This is a genomic window from Streptomyces sp. NBC_00459, from assembly GCF_036013955.1.
Lineage (GTDB): Bacteria > Actinomycetota > Actinomycetes > Streptomycetales > Streptomycetaceae > Streptomyces.
Genome location: NZ_CP107903.1, coordinates 2,074,174 through 2,099,651, shown reverse-complemented (window position 1 = coordinate 2,099,651; position 25,478 = coordinate 2,074,174). Strand labels below are relative to the sequence as shown.

The window sequence follows — 25,478 nt, the reverse complement described above, 5'->3', positions numbered from 1 at the left end:
ATCAGCCGGAGAGTCCGGACAGTTCGGAGAGTCCGAAAAGTTCGGAGGAATCCGAGGAGTCGGAGCAATCGGAGAGGGGGCCGATGCGGTACAGGACCTCGGGGTCGTGCGGGACGTGCGGGTGCTGCGGGTCGTTCGGGAACAGGCCCGCGTCGAACAGCACCTCCCGCTCGACGGTGGCGCCGTGGCGCTCGGCGAACGAGGTGAACAGCCGTTCCGAGGCGGTGTTGCCCGGTGTGATGGTGGTCTCGACGGTGGTGAGCCCCTGCTCGGCGCCGACCCGGCGGGTCAGCCCGTCGAGCAGGTCGGCGGCCAGCCCGCGCCCCTGGTGGTCGGCGTCGACGGCCACCTGCCAGACGAGCAGGGTGCCGGGCCGGTCCGGCCGGACGTAACCGGTGACGAAGCCGACCGGTGTCCCGTCCGGGTCCCGGGCGACGGCCGAGGTGGCGGCGAAGTCCCGGCACCACAGCAGATAGCTGTACGACGAGTTGAGATCGAGAACCTTCGAGTCCCGGGCGATCCGCCACAGCGCCGCCCCGTCGGCAGTCACCGGGCGGTCTATTTGCAGGTCTGTCCGTGCTGCGCTCATGCAAATGGAACTTACCGAGAGAAAATCAAAAATGCATCGCCGATCGGGGTTCCGTGCGAGCATGGAATGTGTTATTCCGCGAGTGCGGGAAAGCCCGCTTTGTCCGATCGATAATCGAACAAAGCGGGCAGGTTGTTGAGTGTGTCACAACCATGCAATTTACTTGATTCGTTCGCAAAACCTTTGCGTTTAGGTCAATTGAAAGCGGGCAGGAGAATGCGGGAAGCTGCCCTCAATTTAATTGCCCAATTTCATCGCGCATTCACGAGAAATTCGCGACCGCCTGGCGCCGGGCCCCTTCGACGTCCACGCTCAGTCCTCGGTCCGTCAGTGCCGCGCCCAGCGCGACCAGACTCCCGAGCACCGCTTCGCGCGTCGCGTCCGCCCCGTAGTGGTTGACCCGGATCATCTCCTTGGCCAGCGCGCCCCCGCCCGCCGCCAGCGGCAGCGCCGGATCGGCGGCCAGCGCGCTCGCCACCAGCTCCGACGCGACGACCCCGGAGGGTGCCCGCAGGGTCGTGGCGACCGGCGCCGCGTCCTCGGCCTCGTACACATACGGCTCAAGGCCGCCGCCCAGCGCGAGCGCCCCCGCCCGGGTGGCCGCCGCCGCTGCCGTGTGCCGGGCGATCACCGTGTCGAGGCCCACCGCCTCGATCCGCTCGACGCACGCCTCCAGCGCGAGCATCTCCAACTGGGCGGGAGCGTGCAGAAGCGCACGCCGGCCCCCGTCGATCCACCGCTCCTTCCAGTCCAGCAGCGAGAGGTACGACCGCCGTGGCGCCCCCGGATTCGCCGCCATCCGTGCCCACGCCCGCTCGCTCACCGACACCGCCGACACCCCGGCGGGCCCGCCCATCGCCTTCTGTGCCCCGATCACGCACAGGTCGACGCCCCACGCGTCCGGCAGCACCGGCTCGGCGCCCACCGACGCGACGGCGTCGAGATAGAAGAGGGCGCCGTGTTCTCGTACCGCCTCGCCGATCGCCGCCACCGGGTTGGTGTTGCCGGTCGCCGCCTCCGCGTGCACCAGTGAGACGAAGTCGATCTCCGGGTGCTCGGCGAACGCCTCCCGGACCTGTGCGGCCGTGACCGCGGCGTGGAAGGGCACCGCGAGATCGACGACGGTGGCGCCGCAGTCCCGCAGCCAGTCGCCGAACGTCTGCCCGTAGGGGCCCGTGACGATGTTGAGGGCGGTCGTGCCCGGGCCCGCGGTCCCCCGGATGGCGCCCTCCAGGGGCAGCAGCGCCTCGCCCTGCATGATCACGACGTCCTGCTCGGTGGAGAGCAGCCGCGCCACCCGGTCCTCGATCGACGCGAAGCGGGCGGCGGTCAGTGGCGCCAGGTCCAGGAAGGGGTGCGTGGTCACGGTGGTGCTCTCTTCGGATCGCGGGGTAGGTAAGTCGAGTCGAGACTAACCGGAGAGCTTCCTGACCCTCGGGTCGACAGGACCCGAGGCCACGCGACCTGAAAACCGCAGGCCATATGGCGTCATGACCATGGGAATAGTTTGAGATAGTCAAACGTCTCCTTATAATCAGAAGCCACACTCCCCCACAGGAGGTCCCCTTGAAGACGGTCCTCGCACGACGGTCCCGCATCCTGGCCGCCACCACCGCGACGGCCGGGCTCCTGCTCGTGGCCGGCTGCTCCTCGGACGACGACGGAGGCGGCGCCTCGAAGACCGCCGCAGGCGGAGTCGAACTGGTCAAGGGCGGACAGCTCACGGTCTGCACCCACTTGCCCTACCCGCCCTTCCAGTCGGAGATCGACGGCAAGGTCCAGGGCTTCGACGTGTCGCTCGTCGATCTCGCCGCCAAGAACCTCGGCGTGAAGCAGGAGATCCTCGACACGCCCTTCGAGAACTTCAAGACGGGCGCCTTCCTCAACGCCGACCAGTGCGACCTCGGCGCCGCCGGCATGACCATCACCGACGAGCGCAAGAAGAACGTCGACTTCTCCGACCCGTACTTCGCCGCGACGCAGGCCGTCCTCGTCGACAGGAAGAGCGGCATCACCTCCTTCGCCGGCCTCAAGGGCAAGAAGGTCGGCGCCCAGGCGCAGACGACCGGCGAGGACTACGCCAAGAGCAAGGGTCTCGACCCGGTCTCCTTCGAGTCCTCCGACGCCGTCCTCAACGGCCTGCGCACCGGCCAGGTCGAGGCCGTGATCATCGACTACCCGGTCGTCCAGGGCTGGCTCAAGGACTCGGCCAACGCCGACGCCTTCAAGGTGGTGGACAACCTCAACACCGGTGAGCAGTACGGCTTCACGGTGAAGAAGGGCAACACCAAGCTGCTCGCCGCCCTCAACAAGGCGATCACCGACGCCAAGGCCGACGGCACGTACAAGAAGCTGTACGAACAGTGGATCGGCCCGTACGACGAGTCCGCGGCTGCTCCGTCCGCGTCATGACCGACGCCTCCGCGAAGCAGCTGCAGCCCCGCAGGCAGGGGCTGAGCCGCACCCAGAAACGGGCGCTGTCCCGTGGCGCGCAATACGCGCTGTTCGTCGCGGCCGTCGTCGCCCTCGCGGTGTCGGCCGACTGGGCCCGTCTGAAGAACCAGTTCGCGCAGGCGGACCTGGCCGAGCAGATGTTCCCGGAGATCATCACGCTGGCCCTCAAGAACACCGTCCTCTACACCCTGTCCGGCTTCGTCTTCGGCCTGGTGCTGGGTATGGCGATCGCCCTCATGCGGCTGTCACCGGTGGGCCCCTACCGCTGGGTCGCGGGCATCTACATCGAGATCTTCCGGGGCCTGCCGGCCCTGCTGATCTTCATCTTCGTGGGCGTGGCCGTACCCCTCGCCTTCCCCGGCACGGAGATCCCGGGCGGGACGTACGGCAAGGTGGCGCTGGCACTCGGCCTGGTGTCGGCGGCGTACATGGCGGAGACGATCCGCGCGGGCATCCAGGCGGTGCCCAAGGGGCAGATGGAGGCGGCCCGTTCACTGGGCTTCTCGCATGCCCGGGCGATGGTCTCGATCATCATCCCGCAGGCGTTCCGCATCGTGATCCCGCCGCTCACCAACGAGTTGGTGCTCCTGTTCAAGGACTCCTCGCTGGTGCTGTTCCTCGGCGTCACCCTGGAGGAACGCGAACTGGCCAAGTACGGCCGTGACCTGGCCAGCCAGACCGCCAACTCCACGCCGATCCTGGTGGCGGGCCTGTGCTATCTGCTGGTGACGGTGCCGCTGGGCCTCGTCGTACGACGGCTGGAGACGAAGGCGGGGGAGGCGACGAAGTGAGCGACGGTATCGGCGGTATCAAGGACGCGACTGTGCCGGAGATCGAGGTCCGGGACCTGCACAAGTCGTTCGGGGACAACGAGGTGCTGCGCGGCATCGACCTGGAGATCGGGCAGGGCGAGGTCGTGTGCGTGATCGGCCCGTCCGGCTCCGGCAAGTCGACCCTCCTGCGCTGTGTGAACCTGCTGGAGGAGCCGACGAAGGGCCAGGTCTTCGTCGGCGGTACGGAGGTCACGCACCCGGACGTCGACATCGACGAGGTCCGGCGCCGCATCGGCATGGTCTTCCAGCAGTTCAACCTCTTCCCGCATCTGACGGTGACGGAGAACCTGACGCTGCCGCAGCGCCGGGTGCTGAAGCGGGACAGGGCCGAGGCCGCTCGGGTGGCCGCGGAGAACCTGGAGCGGGTGGGCCTGTCGGAGAAGGCGGACGCGTACCCGTCGTCCCTCTCCGGCGGCCAGCAGCAACGGGTCGCCATCGCGAGGGCGTTGGCCATGGGCCCGGAGGTCATGCTCTTCGACGAGCCGACGTCGGCACTCGACCCCGAACTGGTGGGGGACGTACTCGCGGTGATGCGCAGGCTGGCGAACGAGGGCATGACGATGATGGTCGTCACGCACGAGATGACGTTCGCCCGCGAGGTCGCCGACCGGGTCGTCTTCATGGACGGCGGAGTGATCGTCGAGGAGGGCACCCCGGCCCGGGTCATCACCGCCCCGGCCCACGAACGCACCCGCCACTTCCTCTCCCGCCTGCTGGACCCCGCGATGGCGGACGTGGAGGAGGAGTCGGTACAGGAGGCGGAGGGGGAGGGGAAGAAGCCGACGGGGCCGAACTAAGGTGCCGTCCATGAGCGATCAGGCGGTGTTGAGGGTGAAGGGGCGGGTGCTGGTCGGCCCGGAGGAGATCCGCGACGAGCTGTGGGTGGTCGGCGGCCGGATCACATACGACCGTCCGCCCGGCGCCCGGGACATCCGCACGGTGGAGGGCTGGGCGCTGCCCGGTCTGGTCGACGCGCACTGCCATGTGGGCCTGGGGCCGCACGGCCCGGTGCCCGAGGACACGGCGGAGAAGCAGGCGCTGACCGACCGGGACGCCGGGACCCTCCTCGTCCGGGACGCCGGCTCGCCGTCCGACACCCGCTGGATCGACGCCCGCGAGGACCTCCCGAAGATCATCAGGGCAGGCCGGCACATCGCCCGCACCCGCCGCTACATCCGGGGCTTCGCGCACGAGATCGAGCCGGACGACCTGGTGGCGTACGTCGCCCGGGAGGCCCGGCGCGGCGACGGCTGGGTGAAACTGGTGGGCGACTGGCTGGACCGCGGCACCGGCGACCTCTCCGCCTGCTGGCCGCGCGAGGAGGTGGAGGCCGCGATCGCGGAGGCCCACCGTCTGGGCGCGCGGGTCACGGCCCACTGCTTCGCCGAGGACTCTCTGCGGGACCTGGTCGAGGCGGGCATCGACTGCGTCGAGCACGCGACGGGCCTGACCGAGGACACGATCCCCCTGTTCGCCGCACGCGGCGTCGCGATCGTCCCGACCCTGGTGAACATCGCGACGTTCCCGAACCTGGCGGCAGCCGGCGACGCCAAGTTCCCGACCTGGTCGGCCCATATGCGCCGACTGCACGAACGCCGCTACGACACGGTGCGTTCCGCGTACGACGCGGGGATCGCGGTGTACGTCGGCACGGACGCGGGGGGCTCGTTGGCGCACGGGCTGGTCGCGGCGGAGGTGGCCGAGCTGACGAAGGCCGGCATCCCGGCGGTCGAGGCGCTGTCGGCGACGACGTGGGGTGCGCGGGAGTGGCTGGGGCGCCCCGGGCTCGCGGAGGGCGCGGCGGCGGACCTGGTGGTGTACGAGAGCGATCCGCGGGCGGACGTACGGGTGTTGGGGGCGCCGTCGCGGGTGGTGCTGAACGGGCGGATCGTGGGGTGACGCGAGTGACCCGGGTGAATGTGGAGAACATCCGTGCAGCGGGATTCGAAGATCTGCGCGGAAACCCCACGTAGGAGTGAAGTCCCGTTGGATTGCTGACCGTTGGCTTTCTGTAGGTAATTCTTACCGGGTCCCAAGCGTGTCTCTTCCGAGAGGTCCCCACCGTGAACGCCACCAACTTCCGCATGCCCGCACGCCGTCTGGCCACCGTCGCGGCGGCCACGGCCCTGGTGGCCGCCGGTCCCGCGGCCCTGGTCCACGCGACGGAGGACCAGGGCCGCGCGAGCGCGGTCGTCCTGCGCACCGGGCTGAACGTGTCGCTCCTCAACAAGAGCGTGAACGTCCCGCTCACGGTCGCGCTGAACGAGGTGCGGGCGCCGCAGAGCGCCGAACAGACGGCGCTGACCGCCACGTTGGACGGTGTGGACGGCGGAAAGCCGTTCACCGTGCTCGGTGCGGAGGTCGCGGAGGCGAAGGCGGCGGTGTCGGACGGGAAGGCGGAGGCGTCGACGCGGCTCGCACACGCCAAGCTGCATGTGCCAGGCCTGCCACTGCTGTCCCTGATCGAGGTCGAACAGGTCACGTCGAAGGCGACCTGCGTGGCGGGGGAGAAGCCGGTCGCCGCCTCGAACCTCCTGGGCTCGGTGACGGCCCTCGGCAAGAAGGTGACGCTGACGCCGAGCGGCCCGGTCGAGGTGAAGGTGCCAGGGGTCGGCGAGGTGCGCCTCGACCTGTCCCGGACGGAGACGACGACCCGTACGGCGGCGGCGACCGCCCTCGAACTCACGGTTTCCGTCAACCCGTTGGACCTCAACGTGGCGGAGGTGGAGGGCACGGTGACACTGGCGAAGGCGACCTGTGAGGCACCGGCGGCACAGGCGGCTTCGCCGACCCCGACGAAACCGGCACCGGAGGTGGAGCCGCAGGGCGCACCGGCCGAGGCTGGGCTCGCGGACACGGGCGGCAGCTCGATGACGCCGTACGTCGCGGGCGGGGCGGTGGCGCTGCTCGCGGCGGGTGCCGGAGCGGTCGCCCTGGCGCGACGCCGCACCAAGAACTGACGCGCCGGACCCGTCCTTCCTCGCCCCCGCCGCCCCTACCCGTCCCATCCTCGGGGGCGCTGCCCCCGAACCCCCGCTCCTCAAACGCCGGAGAGGCTGAAGCACCAGCGCCGGCCGGTATTTCCAGCCCGTCCGGTGTTTGAGGACGAGGCCCCTTCAGGGCCGATGCGGGGGTCTGGGGGCGCAGCCCCCAGGAACGGGATGGGACGGGCAAGGGCGGCGGGGGCGAGAAAAATCACCGTCCAGCGACAGTCACCGCCCGGTCGAACGCCTGCAGGAACCCGTTCACCGTCACCCGGTCCCGCACAGCCACCCGCAACCACTCCTCCCCCAGCCCGGGAAACGTGTCCCCCCGCCGCACCGCGTACCCCAGCCCCCGCAGGTGCCCCCGAACCGCCCCGGCCCGGCCCACCCGCACCAGCACGAAGGGCCCCTCCGCCGGAGTCACCACCCGCACCCCGTCCGACCCGAACTCGTCGAGCCCGGCGACAAGATGAGCCCGGTCGGCGGCGATCCGCCGCGCCGCCTCCGCCGCCTCCGCCAACGCCCGCCCGGACACGCACACCTCCGCCGCGGCCAGCGCCGGCGTGGACACCGGCCACAACGGCTGCGCCCGCTCCAGCTCCGCGACCGTCTCCGGCGCCGCCAGCACGTACCCGATCCGCAGCCCGGCCAGCCCCCACGTCTTCGTCAGGCTCCGCAGCACCACAAGCCCGGGCACGTCCGTACGTCCGGCCAGCGCCTCCCGCTCATCCGGCACCGCGTCCATGAACGCCTCGTCGACCACCAACGTCCGACCGGGACGGGCGAGTCGGGCAATGGTGTCCGCCGGATGCAGGATCGACGTCGGGTTCGTCGGGTTGCCGATCACCACCAGGTCGGCGTCCTCGGGCACGAGCGCCGGGTCCAGCCGGAACCCGTCCTCCGCCCGCAGCAGCACCCGGTCCACACTGTGCCCGGCATCCCGCAGGGCCGCCTCCGGCTCCGTGAACTGCGGGTGCACGACCACCGGCCGGCGCACCTTCAGGGCGCGCGCCAGCAGCACGAAGGCCTCCGCGGCCCCGGCGGTGAGCAGCACCCGCTCCACGGGCACCCCGTGCCGGGCCGCCACCGCCGCCCGTGCGGCCCGCCCGTCGGGATACGCGGCGAGCCCGCCGAGCGACCCGGCGATGTGCTCGCGCAGCCAGGCCGGGGGAGTGCCGGCCCGGACGTTCACGGCGAGGTCGATCAACCTGGCGCCGTCGTCCCGCACTTCGGCGTCCCCGTGGTGCCGAAGGTCATGCCCGTCGGTGTCCGGTTCAGTGCGCATGGGAGTGCGAGTGCCCGTGTGAGTGATGTCCATGATGGTGACCATCGTGGTCGCCATCGTCGTCCGGATGGAAGTGCGGCTGCTGAGGCATCCCGACTTTGTCCTCGAAGCCGGGCAGCGCGATCCGGTACACGCACGAGTCGCAGTTCATCCGCAGATCCCCCCGCACGGCCTCCCGGTACCGCTCCATCACCAGATCGAGCAGCTCCGGCTCCGGACCGATGACGTCGGCGGACCGCACCTCGATCTCCGGGTGCGCGGCGGCCCAGCCCTCCGTCTGCTGCCGTACCCGGTCCGGCAGAATCCCGGTGAACAGGAAGTAGGGCAGGACGACGATCCGCCGCGCACCCAGTTTCACGCACCGGTCGAGCCCCGACGGCACGTCCGGCGCCGCCAGCGACACGAACGCCGTCTCCACACCGGCGTATCCGCGCCCCTCCCACAGCAGCCGCGCCGCCTTGAGCACCTCGGCGTTGGCGTCCGGATCGGTCGAGCCGCGCCCGACCAGCAGCACGGTCACGTCGGCCCGGTCGGCGGGCGTACGCGCCCCACCGCCCAGCGCCTCCTCCAGGCGCCGCTCCAGCACCGTCAGCAGCGCCGGGTGCGGGCCCAGCGGGCGCCCGTACGTGTAGGAGATCCCCGGGTGCCGCTCCTTCTCCCGGGCCAGCGCCGCCGGGATGTCCCCCTTGGCGTGCCCGGCGGACACCAGCATCAGCGGAACGGCGGCGAACCTCCGTACGCCGCGCTCCACCAGCTCGGTCACGGCGTCGCCCAGCGGCGGCGGCGACAGTTCGATGAAGCCTCCCGCGACGGGCAGTTCGGGGTTGCGGCGTCCCAACTCCCGCACGAAATCACGGAACGCCTCGGCCCCGGCCTCGTCCCGGGTGCCGTGGCCGGCGATGAGCAGGGCGGGCGGCGGGGTGGTCACGATGTCTCCTCTGACGGTGAAGTGGGCTGGAACTGAAGGGTGTTGAGAAGGAAGCCGGGAAGTACCGGACGAAGGATCACTGGGTGGTCTCCTGCCAGCGGTACCCGCGAGGTGTGACCATCCGGCCCGCGATGTTCCGGGTCGCGGTGTTGCCGACGGTCACGACCGTCATCATGTCGACCGTCGCCGGGTCGAGGCCGGCCAGTGTCGTGACGCGGCTGGACTCGTCGGGTCGCGACGCGTTCCGTACGACACCCACGGGCGTCGTCGGCTCCCGGTGCGCGCCGAGTATGGCGAGCGCCTTGGGCAGCTGCCAGTCACGGCCCCGGCTGCGCGGGTTGTAGAACGTCACGACGATGTCAGCCTCGGCCGCCGCCAGCACCCGCCGCTCGATGACGTGCCAGGGCGTGTGCAGGTCGGAGAGACTGATGGAGACATGGTCGTGGCCGAGCGGCGCCCCGAGAATCGCGCCGGCGGCGAGGGCCGCCGTGACGCCGGGCACCCCGACCACGTCGATGTCGTCGGACGCCTCGGCGAGCGCGGGCGACGCCATCGCGTACACGCCCGCGTCCCCGCTGCCGATCAGCGCGACAGCCTGCCCCTTCCGGGCCTCGGCCACCGCCGTCCGCGCCCGCTCCTCCTCGGCCCCGAGCCCCGACTCCAGGATCCGGGTACCGGGCCGCAGCAGATCACGGATCTGGTCGACGTACTGATCGAGCCCGACCAGCACGGACGCCCGCCGCAACTCCGCCTCGGCACGTGGCGTCAGCAGATCCCGCGCCCCGGGCCCGAGCCCCACGACCGCGAGCCGCCCGCGCCCCGGCCGCCGTACGACGGCACAGGTCGCCATGGCCGGCGCCCCGTCCGCACGCTCCGACTTCCTCTTGGGGACGAGGAGTTCACCCCCGCCGACCAGCGCGGCAGCCTCTGCCACGGACGGTGTACCGACGGCGGCGAGTGGCGCGGCGGAGGGATTGGGCACCTCGACCCCGGCCAACTCCTCGGCGGAGTACGTCAGTACAGGCACCCCGAGCCGCCCGGCGGCCCCGACGATCCCCGGCTCGTCCGCCTTCGCGTCGACGGTGGCCAGCGCGGCTACCGAGGCGACAGCGAGCCCCGCGTCCGCCAACGCGCCCTCGACCAGCCCGAGCACCTCGTCGACCGGGGCCCCCTTGGAGGCGCCGACACCGACGACGAGGGACGGTGGCCGCAAGACGACCTCGCCCGCCCGGCCGGTGCCGATCAGCCGGTCGGTCACCCGGATCGTCGGAGCGACACCCGGCGCCGCACTCCCGGCACCGGACGGCAGCACATTGGCCGGCAGCGCGGGCAGCGGCCAGACCGACTCCAGCTCCAGCGCGACGGGTTCACCGTCGAGCAGCGCCCGCGAGACCCCCGCGACATCGCCCTCGACGGGCAGCCCGAGCGTGTCGAGCCCCGGCACCCCCACCGCGTCCGTCGCGGTGGTCACCACCGGCTCCGCACCCAGCAACCGCCCGACCGCACGGGCGAGTTCATTGGCCCCGCCACCGTGCCCGCCGACCAGCGAAACGGCGAAGCGCCCGCCCTCGTCGACGCACACCACACCGGGGTCGGACGCCTTGTCGGACAGCAGCGGGGCGACCAGCCGTACGACCGCCCCCGTGGCCAGGAAGCACACGAGCTGCGAGCACTCTCCGAACGCGCGCCGGACGGCGTCGGCGACCGGCCCCTCGTACACACGCGTACGGTCGGGCCAGGCGGCGGCAAGCCGATCACGCGCCGCCGCGCCCGCCGCCGTCGCGGAAATCAGGCCGATCACAGTGGAACTCCTTCTCTAGCCACAGGTGTTGCGGGACGCGTGCCCCACAGCAGGAAAACGGGATTGGTCGCCGCGAGCCGGGTCACATCACCCGGCAGGGGGGCAAGCCGGGACGACTGCAACAGGACGCCGTCGCAGTCGAAGCCGGCCCCGGTGAGCGCCTCGCGCACGGCGGGCACCCGGTCGAGGGCGGCCAGCGCGACCACCACCGTCCGCCGGGCCCGCAGCGCACACGCGGTGACGACGGCGGGCAGTTCGCGCCCGCCCCCGCCGATGAACACGGCGTCGGGATCGGACAGTTCGTGGGCGGGGGCGGGCAGGGCATCGGGCGCGACCCCCTCCACCACCCGCACGTCGACACCGTGCGCGGCGGCATTGGCCCGTACCCGCTCCGCCCCGTCCGACGTCTTCTCGACGGCGACCACGGCCGCCCCGAGCCGCGCGCACTCCACGGCCACGGACCCGGAGCCCGCGCCGATGTCCCAGACCAGGTCACCTAGGCGCGGCCCTAGCCGGGCCAGCGCCAGGGCCCGTACCTCGAACTTGGTGATCATCGAGTCGCGATGGGCGAACTCCCGCTCGTCCAGGGCCCATCGGCCGGGCCCGACAGCCGAACCGGCGACCGTGACACGGACCGGCGCGAGCGTCCGCGCCTCGTCCAGGCACAGCACCACACTCACCGCGTCGCCCCAGTCCCGTTCCACCGCCTCGGCAGGAGTGACCCGCTCGACGCGTTCGAGTTCCGGATCGCCCAGCGCCGAGGCGACCACCAGCACGCGCGCACGCGGCTCGCCTGCCAGGGCCGCGCCCAGCTCGGCGGGCCCGGCGCCCGGCCCGGTCAGCACCGCCACCTTGGGCCGCGCCCGGCACACGTTGACCGCCGTACGCAGCGCACGCCCGTGCGCGCTGACGACCACCGCGTCGTCCCAGGTCAGCCCGGCCCGGGCGAACGCGGCGGCGACGGAGGACACCCCCGGCCGGACATCGAGCAGCCCGGCCCCGAACCGCTCGGCCAGCGCCCGCACGATCCCGAAGAACCCCGGATCACCGGAGGCGAGCACGACGACGGGCCGCTCCTTGCCGACGTACTCCTCGACGGTGTCGAGCGCCGGAGGCAAGGCCCCGAGAACGACCCGCTCGGCACCCTCGGACACCACCGTGGACACCGCGGCCAGATGCCGCCGGGCGCCCACGACCAGCGCGGCCCCGGCGACGGCGGCCGTGGCGTCCGGCGGAAGCGGCGCCCCCGTCCCCGTACCGATGACGGTGATCACGTACTCGCCCCTCGCTCGCGCAGCGCCCGGCGGGCCGCCGGGTCGGCCTTGCGGAAGCCGTGGAAGTGGCCGGGGTGGTAGAGGTGCGAGCGGGTGCCGCTGGCGTCGAGGGCCGGGCCGATCAGGAACAAGGTGTGCTTCCACAGCTTGTGCTCCTTGACCGTCTCCTCCAGCGTCTCGATCGTGCACCGCACGACCAGTTCCTCCGGCCAGGTCGCCTGATAGGCGATGACGACCGCCGTGGACGTCGGATAACCGCCCTCCAGCAGCTCCCGTACGAGCTGCCCACTACGGGCGGCGGACAGGAAGATCGCCATGGTGGTCCCGTGCCGGGCGAACTCCCGCACCTCCTCACCGGGCGGCATCGGGGTCTTCCCGCCGCCCAGCCGGGTGAGGATCACGGACTGCGCGACCTCGGGAATGGTCAGCTCACGCTGGGCGAGGGCGGCGACGGCGGAGAAGGAGGAGACACCGGGCACGATCTCGGTCTCGATCCCGATCTCGGCACACCGGTCGACCTGCTCCTGGGTGCCGCCCCAGAGCGCGGGATCGCCGGAGTGGATCCGGGCCACGCGCAGGCCCTCGCGCACGGCACGCTCGTACACGGCGACGACGTCCTCCAGCGACATCGTCGCCGAGTCGAGGATCTCCGCCCCCTCGCGCGCATGTTCGAGAACAGCCTCCTGTACGAGGCTGGCCGCCCAGATCACGACATCGGCGTCGGCGATGGCGCGGGCGGCGCGGAAGGTCAGCAGATCGGCGGCGCCGGGACCGGCACCGACGAACGTCACCTTGCCGGTGGGAGCGCCGGTCGAAACGTCGGCCGTGGGAGCCATGGGGCGAGATCCTCTCGTACGGAACAGCGAATACGTCAGTTGGTGTGCGGGTGGGTGTGGAGGTGCGCGAAGGCGGGTCGATCGGATAGCAAGGGCACATGGCGGTCTTCGTCGCGCTCGGCGCGTTCCTGATGACGCTGGCCGGCGGCTGGACGGCACTGCGTGTGACCGACCGCCGCCATCTCGTCCTGGGCCTGGCCGGCGGCCTGATGCTGGGCGTGGTCGGCCTCGACCTGCTGCCGGAGGCACTGGACGCGGCGGGCCAGGAGGTGTTCGGCGTACCGGCCGCGCTGCTGCTGTTCGTCGCCGGCTTTCTGCTGGCCCATCTGGTGGAACGGCTGCTCGCCGTACGGCAGGCCTCGCACGGCGCCGCCGAGGGGACCGGCGAACACGGCGGCCGGACGCCCCAGGTGGGTCTGACGGCAGCCGCGGCCATGGTCGGCCACAGCGCGATGGACGGCGTCGCGATCGGCGCCGCCTTCCAGGTGGGCGGCGGTATGGGCCTCGCGGTCGCGCTCGCGGTGATCGCCCACGACTTCGCCGACGGCTTCAACACGTACACGATCACGAGCCTGTACGGAAACGCCCGCCGCAAGGCCGTGGCCATGTTGTTCGCCGACGCGGTGGCACCGGTCGTGGGCGCGGCCTCGACCCTCTTCTTCACGATCCCCGAACAGGCGCTCGGCGGCTATCTCGGCCTCTTCGGCGGCGTACTGCTCTACCTCGCAGCCGCCGAGATCCTGCCCGAGGCCCACCACGAACACCCCACCCACTCGACGGTGCTCTGCACGATCGCGGGCGCGGCGTTCATCTGGCTGGTGGTGGGCCTGTCGGGCTGAGCCCGGGCGTGTGCCGTCGAGGCGGTGGTTCACAACTTGCCGCCCCGCCCGCCGCCGCGTGGCGCGGGCGCGATGAGGGTGGAGAGGTACGGGAGCGGCGCACCGTCGAGTTCGTCGGCGGGCCGGATGGACTCGTCCTCCAGCCCCAGGGCCGACCCCCAGACGGCATCGCCGATCCGCCCGCTCTCCCGCAGCGCCTCGGCGACCTCCTGGGCCTGCCGCCCGAACTTGTACGCCACGACGGTGCCCGGCCCGCCCAGAGCCTCCTTGAGCACAGCCGCCCCCGCGGTCACGGGCACGAGGGTGAGCGGCTCGGTCCCCTCGGTGAGCACGGCCCCCGACCGGGCCGCCAGATCCTGCATCGCGGTGATACCGGGCACGGTCTCGACGACGGCCGAAGGGACCAGCTCCCCGATCGTGTGGGCGAGATAGGTGAACGTCGAGTACACGTTGGGGTCCCCGATGGTCGCGAAGGCGACGACGGAATGCGCGCCGAGCAACTCGGCCACCCGAGCACCGGCGGCATCCCAGGCAGCCTCGCGCCGGGCATGGTCGGACCGCTCGTTGAGCGCGAAGACGACCCGGACGATCTTCTCGGCGGGCACGTAGTGCAGCACGGTGGCCTCGGCGCGCCCTCGCTCAAGGGTGTCCATCACGGGTACGACGACCACATCGGCGGCGCGCAACGCGTTGACGCCCTTGACGGTCACCAGCTCGGGATCACCGGGCCCGACCCCGACCCCGATCAACCTGCTGCTGACGCTGCTCTCGCTGCTCATGACGTCCGGCACCTCTCCACGAACCGACGGGCGACACCGGGCGCAGACGCCCAGTGCGTGTGCAGATAACTCGCGTGCACACCGCGCTGTACAAACCCCTCGACCCGCCGCGCCGCACCCCGTACACCCCAGGCGGGAGCAGTACCCGCCCCGGGCTCGACGACGGTCCGATGAAACTCGTGCCCACGCATCCGGGTACCGGCCGCCGCGAGCGAACTGTCACTCACGGCCACGGCATCCCGATAACCGAGGGTGAGCCGATCGGTCATCCGGGCGGTGGCATCGAGCACCCCGCACATGGGCAGCCCGTCCAACTCCCGCCCCAGATACAGCAACCCGGCACACTCGGCGGCAACGGGCGCACCGCTCTCCGCGAGGGCGGCGACGGACTTGCGCAGTGGCTCATTGGCGGACAACTCGGCGGCGAACACCTCGGGAAACCCACCCCCGATGACCAACCCCCGCGTCCCGTCCGGCAGTTGCTCATCCCGAAGCGGATCGAACACGACGACCTCGGCCCCGGCGGCCCGCAACAGCTCGGCATGCTCGGCATAGGAAAAGGTGAAGGCGGCGCCGCCGGCGAGAGCAACAGTCACTCCTGAGCCGGCGGTCGGCATTTCCAGCCCGTCCGGCGCTTGAGGACGAGGCCCGTTCAGGGCCGAAAGCGGGGGTCCGGGGGCGCAGCCCCCAGGAAGGGATGGGACGGGTAGGGGCGGCGGGGGCGAGGCTGCATCCTTCAGCGGCTCCGCCGCGGGCAAGACCTCACCCGCATCCCACCCCGCACACGCCAACGCCCCCGCCCCCCGCGCCAACGCGAACAACGCCTCAAGATCACACCCTGCGGAAACCTGCGCGGCCATGGCCGCAACAGCCGCCACGGCCGCCCCCTGCCGCTCGGCGACAGGCACCAGCCCCAGATGCCGAGAAGGCACATCCACCTGCGGAGCCCGCCGAAGCACCCCCACCACAGGCACCCCCACCGACTCCAACGCCTCCCGCAGCATCTCCTCATGCCGATCCGACGCGACCTTGTTGAGAATCACGCCCCCGATCCGCACCTCCGGATCCCACGACACGAACCCGTGCACGAGTGCGGCCACGGACCTGGACTGCGAGGACGCGTCGACGACAAGCACCACCGGCGCCCGCAGCAACTTCGCCACCTGAGCCGTGGACGCGAGCTCACCCTCGCCCGCGGCCCCGTCGTACAGCCCCATCACACCCTCGACCACGGCGATGTCGCACCCGCGCGCCCCGTGCACGAACAACGGCCCGACCAACTCGGGCCCGCACATGTACGCGTCGAGATTCCGCCCCACCCGCCCGGTGGCGAGCGCGTGATACCCGGGATCGATGTAGTCCGGCCCCACCTTGTGCGGAGACACGGCGAGCCCCCGCGCGGCGAACGCGGCCATCAGCCCCGTGGCAACGGTGGTCTTGCCGCTGCCCGAGGAGGGCGCGGCAATGACCAGCCGGGGCACGGACCCGGACGACGGGGACCCGGACGAGACGGAGGAGGACGTCACCACTCGATACCCCGCTGCCCCTTCTGCCCGGTGTCCATCGGATGCTTGACCTTGGACATGTCCGTCACCAGATCCGCGAACTCCACCAGCTTCTCCGGAGCGTTGCGCCCGGTGATCACCACATGCTGGTTCCCCGGCCGGTCCCGCAGCACAGCGACGACCTCGTCTACATCGACCCACCCCCAGTGCATGGGATAGGCGAACTCGTCCAGCACATACAGCTTGTACGTCTCGGCGGCGAGGTCCCGCTTGACCTGCTCCCAGCCCTCCCGGGCCTTCTCCTCGTTGTCGAGCTGCGCGTCCCGCTGGACCCAGGACCAGCCCTCGCCCATCTTGTGCCAGTCGACGGTCCCGCCCTCGCCGCTGGCCCCCAGCACCCGGAGAGCGTTCTCCTCGCCCACCTTCCACTTCGCCGACTTGACGAACTGGAACACCCCGATGGGCCACCCCTGGTTCCAGGCGCGCAGCGCGAGCCCGAAAGCGGCGGTCGACTTGCCCTTCCCGATCCCCGTGTGCACGACGACAAGCGGCCGGTTACGCCGCTGCCGGGTCGTCAACCCATCCTCCGGTACGACACTCGGCTGTCCCTGAGGCATTACGCGGCCCTCCTCGAAGTCCCCTGCACATCCCTCACCAGACCGGCGATGGAGTCCGCCCGCAACTCGTCGAGCGTCACCGCCGTACCCCCGAGCTCACCCGCGAGCCGCCCGGCGAGTCCCAGCCGTACCGGCCCGGACTCGCAGTCCACGACCACGGAGGCGATCCCCTCGGCGGCGAACAGCCGAGCCGCCCGCCCGGCCATCGCGACGGGCTCCGGGCCACCCGTGGCCCGCCCGTCGGTCACGACCACCACCAGCGCACGCCGGGCCGGATCCCGCATCCGCTCCACCCGGAGCACGTCGTGCGCCTTCAGCAGCCCCGCCGCGATCGGCGTACGCCCACCGGTGGGAAGCGACTCCAGCCGGACGGCCGCCGCGTCCACGGACGAGGTCGGCGGCAGAGCGACATCGCCCGCCGTCCCGCGGAACGTCACCAGCCCCACCTTGTCCCGCCGCTGATAGGCGTCGAGCAGCAGCGACAGCACAGCGCCCTTGACGGCGCTCATCCGCTGCCGGGCGGCCATCGACCCCGAGGCGTCGACGACGAAGAGCACGAGATTCCCCTCGCGTCCCTCCCTCGTCGCCTGCCGCAGATCGTCCCGTCGCACCACCAGCCCACGCCCGGCCCGGCCCCGCGCCAGCTGATGCGGCGCGGCGGCCTGCACGGTGGCCGCCAGGTGCAGCTTGGTGAGCGCCCCCTGAGGCCGCCGGGACCCCGTCGTACGCCCCCGCTCGGTCCGTGCCCGCGACCGGCGCCCGGCAGCACCCTCACCCACACCGGGAACACTCAGCACCTTGGTACGAAAGGGCTCACCGGCCCGCACGGGCTGCTGCTCGCCGGAACCGGCCCCCGAGGGCTGCGGCTCACCGCCCTCCCCGGCCTCGGGCCGCGCGCCGGCGTCGTCCCCCTGCGGACCGTCGGACTCGGGGGCCTGACCACCGCCACCACCGGGCCCGTCCGGACCGGGATCGGGATCCTCGTCCTCGCCGTCCGCACCCGATCCCTGCCCGCCGAACTCCTCCAGCGTCTCGTCGAGCTTGTTCTCGTCAAGTCCCGGCGCGTCAAAGGGATTCCGCCGCCGCCGATGAGGCAGGGCGAGCAACGCGGCCTGCCGTACATCCTCCGCGAGCACGTCGGTACGCCCGTCCCAGGCGGCCAGTGCGACGGCGGTCCGCGCCATCACGATGTCGGCGCGCATCCCGTCCACCTCGAAGGCGGCACAGGTGGCGGCGATCTGCCTGAGCGCCCCGTCGCCCAGCCGCACGGACGGCAACAGCTCCCGCGCGGCGACGATCCGGGCCCGTACGGCGGACTCCTCGTCGGCCCACCGCGCGGTGAACCCGGCGGGATCGTCGTCGTACGCCAGCCGCCGCCGCACGACCTCGACCCGCTGATCGGGCTCCCGCGAGGCCGCGACCTCGACGGTCAGCCCGAACCGGTCGAGAAGCTGCGGCCGAAGCTCACCCTCCTCGGGGTTCATGGTCCCGACGAGCAGGAACTTCGCCGCATGCCGTACGGAGACACCTTCACGTTCGACGTAGGAGGCGCCCATCGCGGCGGCGTCCAGCAGCAGGTCGACGAGGTGGTCGTGAAGGAGGTTGACCTCGTCGACGTAGAGAATCCCGCGATGCGCGTCGGCGAGCAGCCCCGGCTCGAACGCCTTCACGCCCTCCGAGAGTGCCCGCTCGATGTCGAGGGCGCCGACAAGCCGGTCCTCGGAGGCACCGACGGGCAGCTCGACCATCCGGGCGGCCCGGGACTCGTGGGCCCCGGCCTCGTGGGGCCCGTCGGGGCAGGCCGGATCGGGCGCCCCGGGGTCGCACGAGAACCGGCACCCGGCGACGACATCGACCGCGGGCAGCAGCACCGAAAGGGCGCGCACGGCAGTGGACTTGGCGGTGCCCTTCTCGCCGCGCACGAGCACACCGCCCACCGCCGGCGAGACGGCGTTCAGCAGCAGCGCGAGCCGCAGGTCGTCCTGGCCGACGACGGCGGTGAACGGAAACGGGGTACTCACTTGTCGTCGCCCTCCAGATCGCCTTCGAGCTCCAGGTAGGTCGCGCGCAGCCGCTCGATGGTGTCGGCGTCCGGCTCGGCCCACAACCCGCGCTCGGCGGCTTCCAGCAGCCGTTCCGTGATCCCGCGCAACGCCCACGGGTTGGACTTCTTCATGAAGTCCCGATTCTCGGGGTCGAAGACGTACTCGGCGCTGAGCTTCTCGTACATCCAGTCGTCCACGACCCCGGCCGTGGCGTCGTACCCGAAGAGGTAGTCCACGGTCGCGGCCATCTCGAACGCGCCCTTGTAGCCGTGCCGCCGCATCGCCGCCATCCAGCGCGGGTTGACCACCCGGGCGCGGAACACCCGGTGGGTCTCCTCGCCCAGCGTTCGCGTCTTCACCTGGTCGGGAGTCGCGGAGTCACCGACGTACGCCTCGGGGCTCGCCCCCGTCAGATGCCGCACCATCGCGACCATGCCGCCGTGGTACTGGAAGTAGTCGTCGGCGTCGACCAGGTCGTGCTCGCGCGTGTCGACGTTCTTCGCCGCCACAGCGATCCGCCGGAACGCCGTCTCCATGTCGCCCCGGGCAGCCCGCCCGTCCAGCCCGCGCCCGTACGCGTAACCGCCCCACACCGCGTACACCTCGGCGAGGTCCGCGTCCGACCGCCAGTTGCGCGCGTCGATCAGCGGCAGCAGACCGGCGCCGTAGGCCCCCGGCTTCGACCCGAAGATACGGGCCGTCGCCCGCCGCCGGTCGCCGTGCTCGGCGGCATCGGCGTCCACGTGGGCCCGTACGAAGTTGGACTCGGCCGGCTCGTCCAGGTCCGCGACCGTCCGCACCGCGTCGTCGATCAGACCGACCACGTGCGGGAACGCGTCCCGGAAGAACCCGGAGATACGCACCGTGACGTCGATACGAGGCCGCCCCAGCTCGGCCACCGGCACCACCTCGAACCCGGTCACCCGCCGCGACGCGTCGTCCCACACCGGACGGCAGCCGAGCAGCGCCAGGATCTCGGCGATGTCGTCGCCCTGGGTCCGCATGGCCGACGTGCCCCAGACGGTCAGGCCGACGGACGTCGGATACTCGCCGTTGTCGGTCACGTACCGCTGCACGAGCGAGTCGGCGAGTGCCTGTCCGACCTCCCAACTCAGCCTGGACGGGATGGCCTTGGGGTCGACGGAGTAGAAGTTGCGGCCGGTCGGCAGGACGTTGACGAGACCGCGCGTGGGCGAGCCCGAGGGCCCCGCCGGGACGTAGCCGCCGTCAAGTGCCTTGAGGATGTGGGTGATCTCGTCCGTCGTACGGGCCAGCCGGGGCACCACCTCGTCGCAGGCGAACTCCAGCACCGCGACGGCGTCCGGAAGTTCGAGACCCAGCACGTCCCGCACAAGGGCCGGAACGGCCGTGGCCTCCCACGCCCGCTCCTCCATGCCCTCCGCGAGCCGCCGGCACAGCTGCTCCAGCAGATCGATCGCGTCGGCGGCCGAACGCGCCGGTCCCTCGACGAGATCCGTCAGCTCGACCGGCAGCTTCACCGGAGCCCCCGGTTCGGCCAGCAACTCCTTCTCGACCAGACCGAAATGAACCGCGAGTGCGGCCCGCAGCCCCGGCAGGGCGTTCGCCTGCCCACCCCACACCTGCGAGGCACGCAGCACCGCCAGGACGAGGTTCACGCGCGGCTCGGCCTCCGGGCCGCCGCCGAGAATGTGCAGCCCGTCCCGGATCTGTACGTCCTTGATCTCGCACAGATAGCCGTCGATGTGCATGACGAACTCGTCGAACGCGTCGTCGTCCGGCTGGTCGTCCACATGCAGGTCGTGATGCAGTTCGGCCGCCTTGACCAGCGTCCAGATCTGCGCGCGTACCGCCGGTGCCTTCGTCGGGTCCAGGTCGGAGACGAGCGCGTACTCGTCGAGGAGCTGCTCCAGCTTCGCCAGGTCGCCGTAGGTGTCCGCGCGCGCCATCGGCGGTACGAGGTGGTCGACGACCGTGGCGTGCCCGCGCCGCTTGGCCTGGGTGCCCTCGCCGGGGTCGTTGACGATGAACGGGTAGACGAGGGGGAGTTCACCGAGCACGGCGTCCGGCCCGCACCCCTTGCTGAGCCCGAGTCCCTTGCCGGGCAGCCATTCCATGGTGCCGTGCTTGCCCATGTGGACGATCGCGTCCGCGCCGAAGCTGTTCTCCAGCCAGCAGTAGGCGGCCATGTAGTGGTGGGACGGCGGCATGTCGGGGTCGTGGTAGATCGCGATCGGGTTCTCGCCGAAGCCGCGCGGCGGCTGGATCATCACGACGACGTTCCCGAACTGGAGGGACGCCAGGACGATGTCGTCCCCGTCGACGTACAGGCTGCCCGGAGGCTCGCCCCACGCCTCAAGCATCCCGTCCCGCATCCCGCTGTCCAGCTTGTCGAACCACGCCTGATAGTCGGCGAGCGGCACCCGCGCGGGCGCGGCGGCCAGCTGGTCCTCCGTCAGCCACTCCACGTCGTGACCGCCGGCCGCGATGAGCCGGTGGATCAACTCGTCCCCGTTGTCCGGGTATTCGGTGAGCGAGTACCCGGCGGCGCGCAGCGCGTCCAGCACCCGTACCGCCGACGCGGGAGTGTCCAGGCCCACCGCGTTGCCGACGCGCGAGTGCTTCGTCGGGTAGGCGGTGAAGACGAGCGCGAGCTTCTTCTCGGCGTTCGGCTTGTACTTCAACCGGGCGTGCCGTACGGCGATTCCGGCGACCCGGGCGGCCCGCTCGGGGTCGGCGGTGTACACGGGCACGCCACCGGGGCCGTCCTCCTTGAAGGAGAACGGCACGGTGATCAGCCGGCCGTCGAACTCGGGGATCGCGACCTGCATCGCCGCGTCCATGGGGGAGAGGGCGGCGTCGGACGCGTCCCACGTTGCCCTGGACGACGTGAGGCAAAGCCCTTGCAGCACAGGCACGTCGAGGTCGGCGAGCGCCCCGATGTCCCAGGCCTCCTCGTCACCGCCGGCCGAGGCCTCCGAGGCGTGCGTACCGCCGGCCGCGAGGACGGTGGCGACCAGGGCGTCGGCCCCGGCGAGCAGCTCGTACAGACCTGCGTCGGCGCCGCGCAGTGAACCGCAGTACACGGGAAGGGCGTTGGCGCCCCGCGCCTCGATCGCGTCGCACAGTGTGTCGACGAACCCGGTGTTGCCGCTGAGCTCGTGGGCCCGGTAGAAGAGCACCCCGATGGTCGGACGGCCGCTCTCCCGAGCGTACGAGCCGTGCACCCCGTACTCGGGCATCTTCTGCGGCTCGTCGAACCCCTCACCGGTCAGCAGCACGGTGTCCGACAGGAACCGCGCCATCTCCACGAGGTTGGCGGGCCCGCCCTCGACGAGATAGCGCAGCGCCTCCGCGACCACCCCGGCGGGCACCGACGACTCGGCCATCAACTCGGCGTCGGGCACGGTCTCCCCGCCGAGCAGCACGGTCGGCACACCGGACGTCTTCAGATAGGCGAGCCCGTCCTCCCACGCCCGCTTCCCGCCCAACAGCCGTACGACGGCGATGTCCGCGCCCTCGACGAGCGCGGGCAGCTCCTCCGCGACGTCCACGCGGGTCGGATTGCCGATCCGGTACGAGGCACCGGAAGCGGCCCGGGCCGCCAGCAGGTCCGTGTCGGCGGTCGACAACAACAACACTGTGCTCATGCGGGCGCTCCCGGTGGAATGAAAGGCAGTCCTTGCGGCGCGCCCGACTCGATGAGCCGCCAGAGCGCGTCGGTGTCCGCGTGCTGTTCGACGAGATCGCCGAGCAGGTCGAGCTGTTCCTCGCGCAGCCCGGCGAAGGAGGTGTCGGCGGCGGGTACGAAGCGGCGGCCCGCGGCGGCGGCCACCTCGCGCAGGAACGCCCGCCGGAACCCGTCGGATTCGAGCGAGCCGTGCCAGTGCGTACCCCAGACGCTCCCGACCCGGCACCCGTCCAGGAAGCTCTCCCCGCCTGCGACTTCGGCGACCCCGTGATGGATCTCGTACCCCTCGACCTGTTCGCCGAGGGCGGTGCCGACGGGCCGGGTGAGGGTCTTCTCGCGGGCGAACCGCACCCGTACGGGAAGGACCCCGAGCCCCTCGACATGGCCCTGCCGGCTCTCGACGTCGTCCTCGATGTGCTCGCCGAGAACCTGGAAGCCACCGCAGATGCCGAGCACGGGCCGCCCCTCGGCGGCCCGGCGCATGACGGCGTCCGCGAGCCCGCGCTCACGCAGCCACGCCAGCGCCTTCACGGTTCCGCGCGTCCCCGGAATGACGACGAGGTCGGCGTCGGCCAGTTCCTCCGGCCGGTCCACGAACCGCACCACGACGCCCGGTTCGGCGGCGAGCGCGTCCACGTCGGTGAAGTTGGACATCAGCGGGACCGCGCACACGGCGACCCGCAGCACGTCCTCCCCGACGGGCGGGGCGACGTTCGACTCCCGGACCGTCCCCCGCAGCGAGACCCGCAGCCCGTCCTCCTCGTCGATACCGAGCCCGTGCCGGAAGGGCAGCACGCCGTAGGTCGGCCGTCCGGTGAGCCCGAGCAGCATGTCGAGCCCGGGTTCGAGCAGGCTGACATCCCCGCGGAACTTGTTGACGAGGAACCCGGCGACGAGCGCCTGGTCCTCGGGGGACAACAGGGCGACCGTCCCGAAGAAGGAGGCGAAGACCCCGCCGCGGTCGATGTCGCCGACGACGAGCACCGGGAGCCGGGCATTGCGCGCGATTCCCATGTTGACGATGTCCGTCCGCCTGAGGTTGATCTCAGCCGGGCTCCCGGCCCCCTCGCAGATCACCGCGTCATACGTGCCCCGCAGTTCGGCGAGGCACTCCAGCACGGTCCCGAGAAGTTGCCCCTGCCGCCCTCCGTGATAGCCGCGCGCACTCATCTCGCCCACCGGCTTCCCCATGAGCACGACCTGACTGCTCTGGTCGCCCCCCGGCTTCAGCAGTACGGGGTTCATGAGCGCCGTCGGCTCGATCCGGCACGCCTGCGCCTGCATGGCCTGCGCCCGCCCGATCTCGGCACCCTCACGCGTGACGAAGGAGTTGAGGGACATGTTCTGCGCCTTGAACGGCGCGACCTTGACCCCCTGCCGCACCAGCCACCGGCAGATCCCGGCGGTGACGACACTCTTGCCGGCGTCGGAGGTGGTCCCGGCGACGAGCAGCCCACCACCCAGAGCCCCACCACTCATGAGGTACGCCCCTTCGCTACGAGTCGTGCGCTGACACTGACCCCGAGGGCCAGCCAGGTGACGCGCCGCGACAGCCGTACAGCCCGCTCGACGTCGGACACGCGGACAGCCCGCCCGGACTCCCCGTTGAGCACCGGCCGATGCTCGACCCGCCCCCCGTAGGACAGCGTTCCGCCGAGCCGAACCCCCAACGCCCCCGCGAACGAGGCCTCCACGGGCCCGGCGTTCGGACTGGGATGGCGCCCGGCGTCGGCACGCCAGGCCCGGACGGCCCCGCGCGGATCACCGCCGGCGACGGCGGCGAGTACGGCGGTCAGCCGCGCCCCCGGCCACCCCGCGAGGTCGTCGAGCCGCGCGGAGGCCCACCCGTACCGCCGGTATCTGTCCGACCTGTGCCCGACCATCGCGTCAAGGGTGTTGACGGCCCGGAACCCGACCAGCCCGGGCACCCCGCCCAGGGCGCCCCAGACGAGCGCGCCCACCACGGCGTCGGAGGTGTTCTCGGCGACGGACTCGACGACGGCCCGGGCGATCCCGTCGGAGTCGAGGGCCTGCGGATCCCGTCCGCAGAGGTGGGGCAGCCGCTCCCGCGCCCCTTCGAGGTCCCCGGCCTCCAGCGACCGGCCGACGGCCCGTGCCTCCCGGCCGAGTGAGGTACCGCCGACCACGGCCCAGGTGGTGGCGGCGGTGAGCGCCACGGAGGCGGTACGGGACGGACGGACGAGTGAACCGGCCGCCATGGCAAGGGAGACGGCACCTCCCACACACACGGCGGTGTGCAGCGCGCCCCACCCCCGGTGGTCCCGCCACAGCACCCGTTCGACGGCGCCGGCGGCCCGCCCGAACGCGGCGACCGGATGCCCGCGGCGAGGGTCGCCCAGGATCAGATCAGCGAGGAGTCCGGCGGTGGCGCCGTACGCGAAAACGCGATCGGCACGCATCGGCTCAGCCGGCCGTGGGGGCGGGCAACGGCCTGGTGCTATGCCTCGAACGGCAGCCGAACATGGTGATATGTCCTCACTCAGGGTGTCCACGCCCTGGTTCGACGAGACCGGCGGCAAGAGTTCCTGGCTCCCGGGTTACCTACCCCGGTGACAGTGGCGGGACCGCGCCGGATTCGCACCGGCTTCCTCTTCTGCCGCCGTACATGGCTCCGGCAGTCCACCACGGGCCCGGAACACCCGTCAACTTGCCGTTGACCTGGAAGGGAGGACTGTGCTGAGCCCCACACCGCGACCGGATCGGGGCGACGAAAAACGCCCGCTCCGACCGTGACCACCGGTAGGGCGGTCACGGTCGGAGCGGGCGACGAGAGGGTGTCCGGCCGGGTCAGGCCACGATCAGATAGATCCCGTACGCCACCACTGCCGCACAGGCGGCGAAGCACGCGTACGCGCCGGAGACGGCAAGACCCGCCGACTGGCCCTGCGCGACCGCCCGTTCGCGGCGCGAGAGTCCGACGATGCCCAGGGTGAACACTCCCACCATGGCCACGGTGATGACGAGGCTGACGCCGAAGACGGAGCCGAGGGCTGCCCAGTCGATCTTCATGTTGCTTCC

General features: G+C 71.6%; 21 protein-coding genes and 1 riboswitch. Of the genes, 6 read left to right on the top strand and 15 right to left on the bottom strand.

Features of this window, described 5'->3' with window-relative positions:
• Position 1 precedes the first annotated feature (1 nt).
• Positions 2 to 589, bottom strand: a complete 588-nt coding sequence (ectA, locus tag OHN74_RS09110; protein ID WP_327694017.1) for a diaminobutyrate acetyltransferase — start codon at positions 587 to 589, stop codon at positions 2 to 4.
• 262 nt (positions 590 to 851) lie between these two features.
• Positions 852 to 1,955 carry a pyridoxal-phosphate-dependent aminotransferase family protein gene (locus OHN74_RS09105; RefSeq protein WP_327694016.1) on the bottom strand — a complete coding sequence of 368 codons (1,104 nt, stop codon included), beginning with the start codon at positions 1,953 to 1,955 and terminating at the stop codon, positions 852 to 854.
• Positions 1,956 to 2,155: 200 nt separating this feature from the next.
• Between OHN74_RS09105 and OHN74_RS09100 the strand changes: the two genes are divergently transcribed.
• The 5 genes from OHN74_RS09100 to OHN74_RS09080 all read left to right on the top strand — a co-directional run bounded on the left by OHN74_RS09100 (position 2,156) and on the right by OHN74_RS09080 (position 6,836).
• Complete coding sequence (locus tag OHN74_RS09100) at positions 2,156 to 3,001, top strand: transporter substrate-binding domain-containing protein (protein ID WP_327694015.1); 846 nt, start codon at positions 2,156 to 2,158, stop codon at positions 2,999 to 3,001.
• Positions 2,998 to 3,834: an amino acid ABC transporter permease gene (locus tag OHN74_RS09095; protein WP_327694014.1), complete on the top strand. Its 837-nt coding sequence runs from the start codon at positions 2,998 to 3,000 to the stop codon at positions 3,832 to 3,834. The genes OHN74_RS09100 and OHN74_RS09095 overlap by 4 nt, the downstream gene beginning before the upstream one ends.
• Positions 3,831 to 4,673, top strand: coding sequence for an amino acid ABC transporter ATP-binding protein (locus OHN74_RS09090; RefSeq protein ID WP_327694013.1), 843 nt, complete (start codon positions 3,831 to 3,833; stop codon positions 4,671 to 4,673). The genes OHN74_RS09095 and OHN74_RS09090 overlap by 4 nt, the downstream gene beginning before the upstream one ends.
• Before the next feature lie 10 nt (positions 4,674 to 4,683).
• Positions 4,684 to 5,775 carry an amidohydrolase family protein gene (locus OHN74_RS09085; protein WP_327694012.1) on the top strand — a complete coding sequence of 364 codons (1,092 nt, stop codon included), beginning with the start codon at positions 4,684 to 4,686 and terminating at the stop codon, positions 5,773 to 5,775.
• Positions 5,776 to 5,939: 164 nt separating this feature from the next.
• The gene (locus tag OHN74_RS09080; RefSeq protein ID WP_327694011.1) at positions 5,940 to 6,836 is read left to right on the top strand and encodes an SCO1860 family LAETG-anchored protein; all 897 of its coding nucleotides are present in this window, start codon (positions 5,940 to 5,942) and stop codon (positions 6,834 to 6,836) included.
• A gap of 235 nt (positions 6,837 to 7,071) precedes the next feature.
• Here the strand turns inward: OHN74_RS09080 and cobC are convergent, their stop codons facing one another.
• The 5 genes from cobC to cobM form a co-directional block, all read right to left on the bottom strand.
• Positions 7,072 to 8,145: an Rv2231c family pyridoxal phosphate-dependent protein CobC gene (gene cobC, locus OHN74_RS09075; RefSeq protein WP_327694010.1), complete on the bottom strand. Its 1,074-nt coding sequence runs from the start codon at positions 8,143 to 8,145 to the stop codon at positions 7,072 to 7,074.
• A complete protein-coding gene (locus tag OHN74_RS09070) occupies positions 8,135 to 9,073 on the bottom strand; it encodes a sirohydrochlorin chelatase (RefSeq protein ID WP_327694009.1) in 939 nt (312 codons plus the stop codon). The genes cobC and OHN74_RS09070 overlap by 11 nt, the downstream gene beginning before the upstream one ends.
• Positions 9,074 to 9,149: 76 nt before the next feature.
• Positions 9,150 to 10,874 carry a precorrin-3B C(17)-methyltransferase gene (cobJ, locus tag OHN74_RS09065; protein WP_327694008.1) on the bottom strand — a complete coding sequence of 575 codons (1,725 nt, stop codon included), beginning with the start codon at positions 10,872 to 10,874 and terminating at the stop codon, positions 9,150 to 9,152.
• Positions 10,871 to 12,148, bottom strand: a complete 1,278-nt coding sequence (gene cbiE, locus OHN74_RS09060) for a precorrin-6y C5,15-methyltransferase (decarboxylating) subunit CbiE (RefSeq protein WP_327694007.1) — start codon at positions 12,146 to 12,148, stop codon at positions 10,871 to 10,873. The genes cobJ and cbiE overlap by 4 nt, the downstream gene beginning before the upstream one ends.
• Positions 12,145 to 12,984, bottom strand: coding sequence for a precorrin-4 C(11)-methyltransferase (gene cobM / locus OHN74_RS09055; RefSeq protein ID WP_327694006.1), 840 nt, complete (start codon positions 12,982 to 12,984; stop codon positions 12,145 to 12,147). Before cobM ends, cbiE begins: the two co-directional genes overlap by 4 nt.
• A 98-nt stretch (positions 12,985 to 13,082) precedes the next feature.
• Between cobM and OHN74_RS09050 the strand changes: the two genes are divergently transcribed.
• A complete protein-coding gene (locus tag OHN74_RS09050) occupies positions 13,083 to 13,823 on the top strand; it encodes a ZIP family metal transporter (RefSeq protein ID WP_327694005.1) in 741 nt (246 codons plus the stop codon).
• A 29-nt stretch (positions 13,824 to 13,852) separates the two neighbouring features.
• Here OHN74_RS09050 and cobI read toward each other — a convergent pair whose 3' ends face one another.
• The 8 genes from cobI to OHN74_RS09010 all read right to left on the bottom strand — a co-directional run bounded on the left by cobI (position 13,853) and on the right by OHN74_RS09010 (position 25,469).
• The gene (gene cobI / locus OHN74_RS09045; protein WP_443060359.1) at positions 13,853 to 14,614 is read right to left on the bottom strand and encodes a precorrin-2 C(20)-methyltransferase; all 762 of its coding nucleotides are present in this window, start codon (positions 14,612 to 14,614) and stop codon (positions 13,853 to 13,855) included.
• Positions 14,599 to 16,128 carry a cobyrinate a,c-diamide synthase gene (locus OHN74_RS09040; RefSeq protein WP_443060358.1) on the bottom strand — a complete coding sequence of 510 codons (1,530 nt, stop codon included), beginning with the start codon at positions 16,126 to 16,128 and terminating at the stop codon, positions 14,599 to 14,601. Before OHN74_RS09040 ends, cobI begins: the two co-directional genes overlap by 16 nt.
• Positions 16,125 to 16,724, bottom strand: a complete 600-nt coding sequence (gene cobO / locus OHN74_RS09035) for a cob(I)yrinic acid a,c-diamide adenosyltransferase (RefSeq protein WP_327694002.1) — start codon at positions 16,722 to 16,724, stop codon at positions 16,125 to 16,127. Before cobO ends, OHN74_RS09040 begins: the two co-directional genes overlap by 4 nt.
• The gene (locus OHN74_RS09030; RefSeq protein WP_327694001.1) at positions 16,724 to 18,745 is read right to left on the bottom strand and encodes a putative cobaltochelatase; all 2,022 of its coding nucleotides are present in this window, start codon (positions 18,743 to 18,745) and stop codon (positions 16,724 to 16,726) included. The genes cobO and OHN74_RS09030 overlap by 1 nt, the downstream gene beginning before the upstream one ends.
• A complete protein-coding gene (gene cobN, locus OHN74_RS09025) occupies positions 18,742 to 22,398 on the bottom strand; it encodes a cobaltochelatase subunit CobN (protein WP_327694000.1) in 3,657 nt (1,218 codons plus the stop codon). The genes OHN74_RS09030 and cobN overlap by 4 nt, the downstream gene beginning before the upstream one ends.
• A complete protein-coding gene (locus OHN74_RS09020; RefSeq protein WP_327693999.1) occupies positions 22,395 to 23,918 on the bottom strand; it encodes a cobyric acid synthase in 1,524 nt (507 codons plus the stop codon). Before OHN74_RS09020 ends, cobN begins: the two co-directional genes overlap by 4 nt.
• Positions 23,915 to 24,859, bottom strand: a complete 945-nt coding sequence (locus OHN74_RS09015; protein ID WP_327693998.1) for a cobalamin biosynthesis protein — start codon at positions 24,857 to 24,859, stop codon at positions 23,915 to 23,917. Before OHN74_RS09015 ends, OHN74_RS09020 begins: the two co-directional genes overlap by 4 nt.
• Positions 24,860 to 24,957: 98 nt before the next feature.
• Positions 24,958 to 25,102: riboswitch (cobalamin riboswitch) on the bottom strand.
• A gap of 145 nt (positions 25,103 to 25,247) precedes the next feature.
• Positions 25,248 to 25,469 (bottom strand): hypothetical protein, encoded by a 222-nt coding sequence (locus OHN74_RS09010; RefSeq protein WP_327693997.1) that lies wholly within the window; start codon positions 25,467 to 25,469, stop codon positions 25,248 to 25,250.
• Positions 25,470 to 25,478: the final 9 nt, after the last annotated feature.

Excerpts from the sequence above, each read along its gene's own strand:
- OHN74_RS09085 (WP_327694012.1), top strand. The coding sequence starts at position 4,684 with ATGAGCGATCAGGCGGTGTTGAGGGTGAAGGGGCGGGTGCTGGTCGGC.
- OHN74_RS09050 (WP_327694005.1), top strand. The coding sequence starts at position 13,083 with ATGGCGGTCTTCGTCGCGCTCGGCGCGTTCCTGATGACGCTGGCCGGC.
- OHN74_RS09015 (WP_327693998.1), bottom strand. The coding sequence starts at position 24,859 with ATGCGTGCCGATCGCGTTTTCGCGTACGGCGCCACCGCCGGACTCCTC.
- cobN (WP_327694000.1), bottom strand. The coding sequence starts at position 22,398 with ATGAGCACAGTGTTGTTGTTGTCGACCGCCGACACGGACCTGCTGGCG.
- cobC (WP_327694010.1), bottom strand. The coding sequence starts at position 8,145 with ATGCGCACTGAACCGGACACCGACGGGCATGACCTTCGGCACCACGGG.
- OHN74_RS09010 (WP_327693997.1), bottom strand. The coding sequence starts at position 25,469 with ATGAAGATCGACTGGGCAGCCCTCGGCTCCGTCTTCGGCGTCAGCCTC.
- OHN74_RS09020 (WP_327693999.1), bottom strand. The coding sequence starts at position 23,918 with ATGAGTGGTGGGGCTCTGGGTGGTGGGCTGCTCGTCGCCGGGACCACC.
- OHN74_RS09095 (WP_327694014.1), top strand. The coding sequence starts at position 2,998 with ATGACCGACGCCTCCGCGAAGCAGCTGCAGCCCCGCAGGCAGGGGCTG.
- cobO (WP_327694002.1), bottom strand. The coding sequence starts at position 16,724 with ATGCCTCAGGGACAGCCGAGTGTCGTACCGGAGGATGGGTTGACGACC.
- cobM (WP_327694006.1), bottom strand. The coding sequence starts at position 12,984 with ATGGCTCCCACGGCCGACGTTTCGACCGGCGCTCCCACCGGCAAGGTG.
- ectA (WP_327694017.1), bottom strand. The coding sequence starts at position 589 with ATGAGCGCAGCACGGACAGACCTGCAAATAGACCGCCCGGTGACTGCC.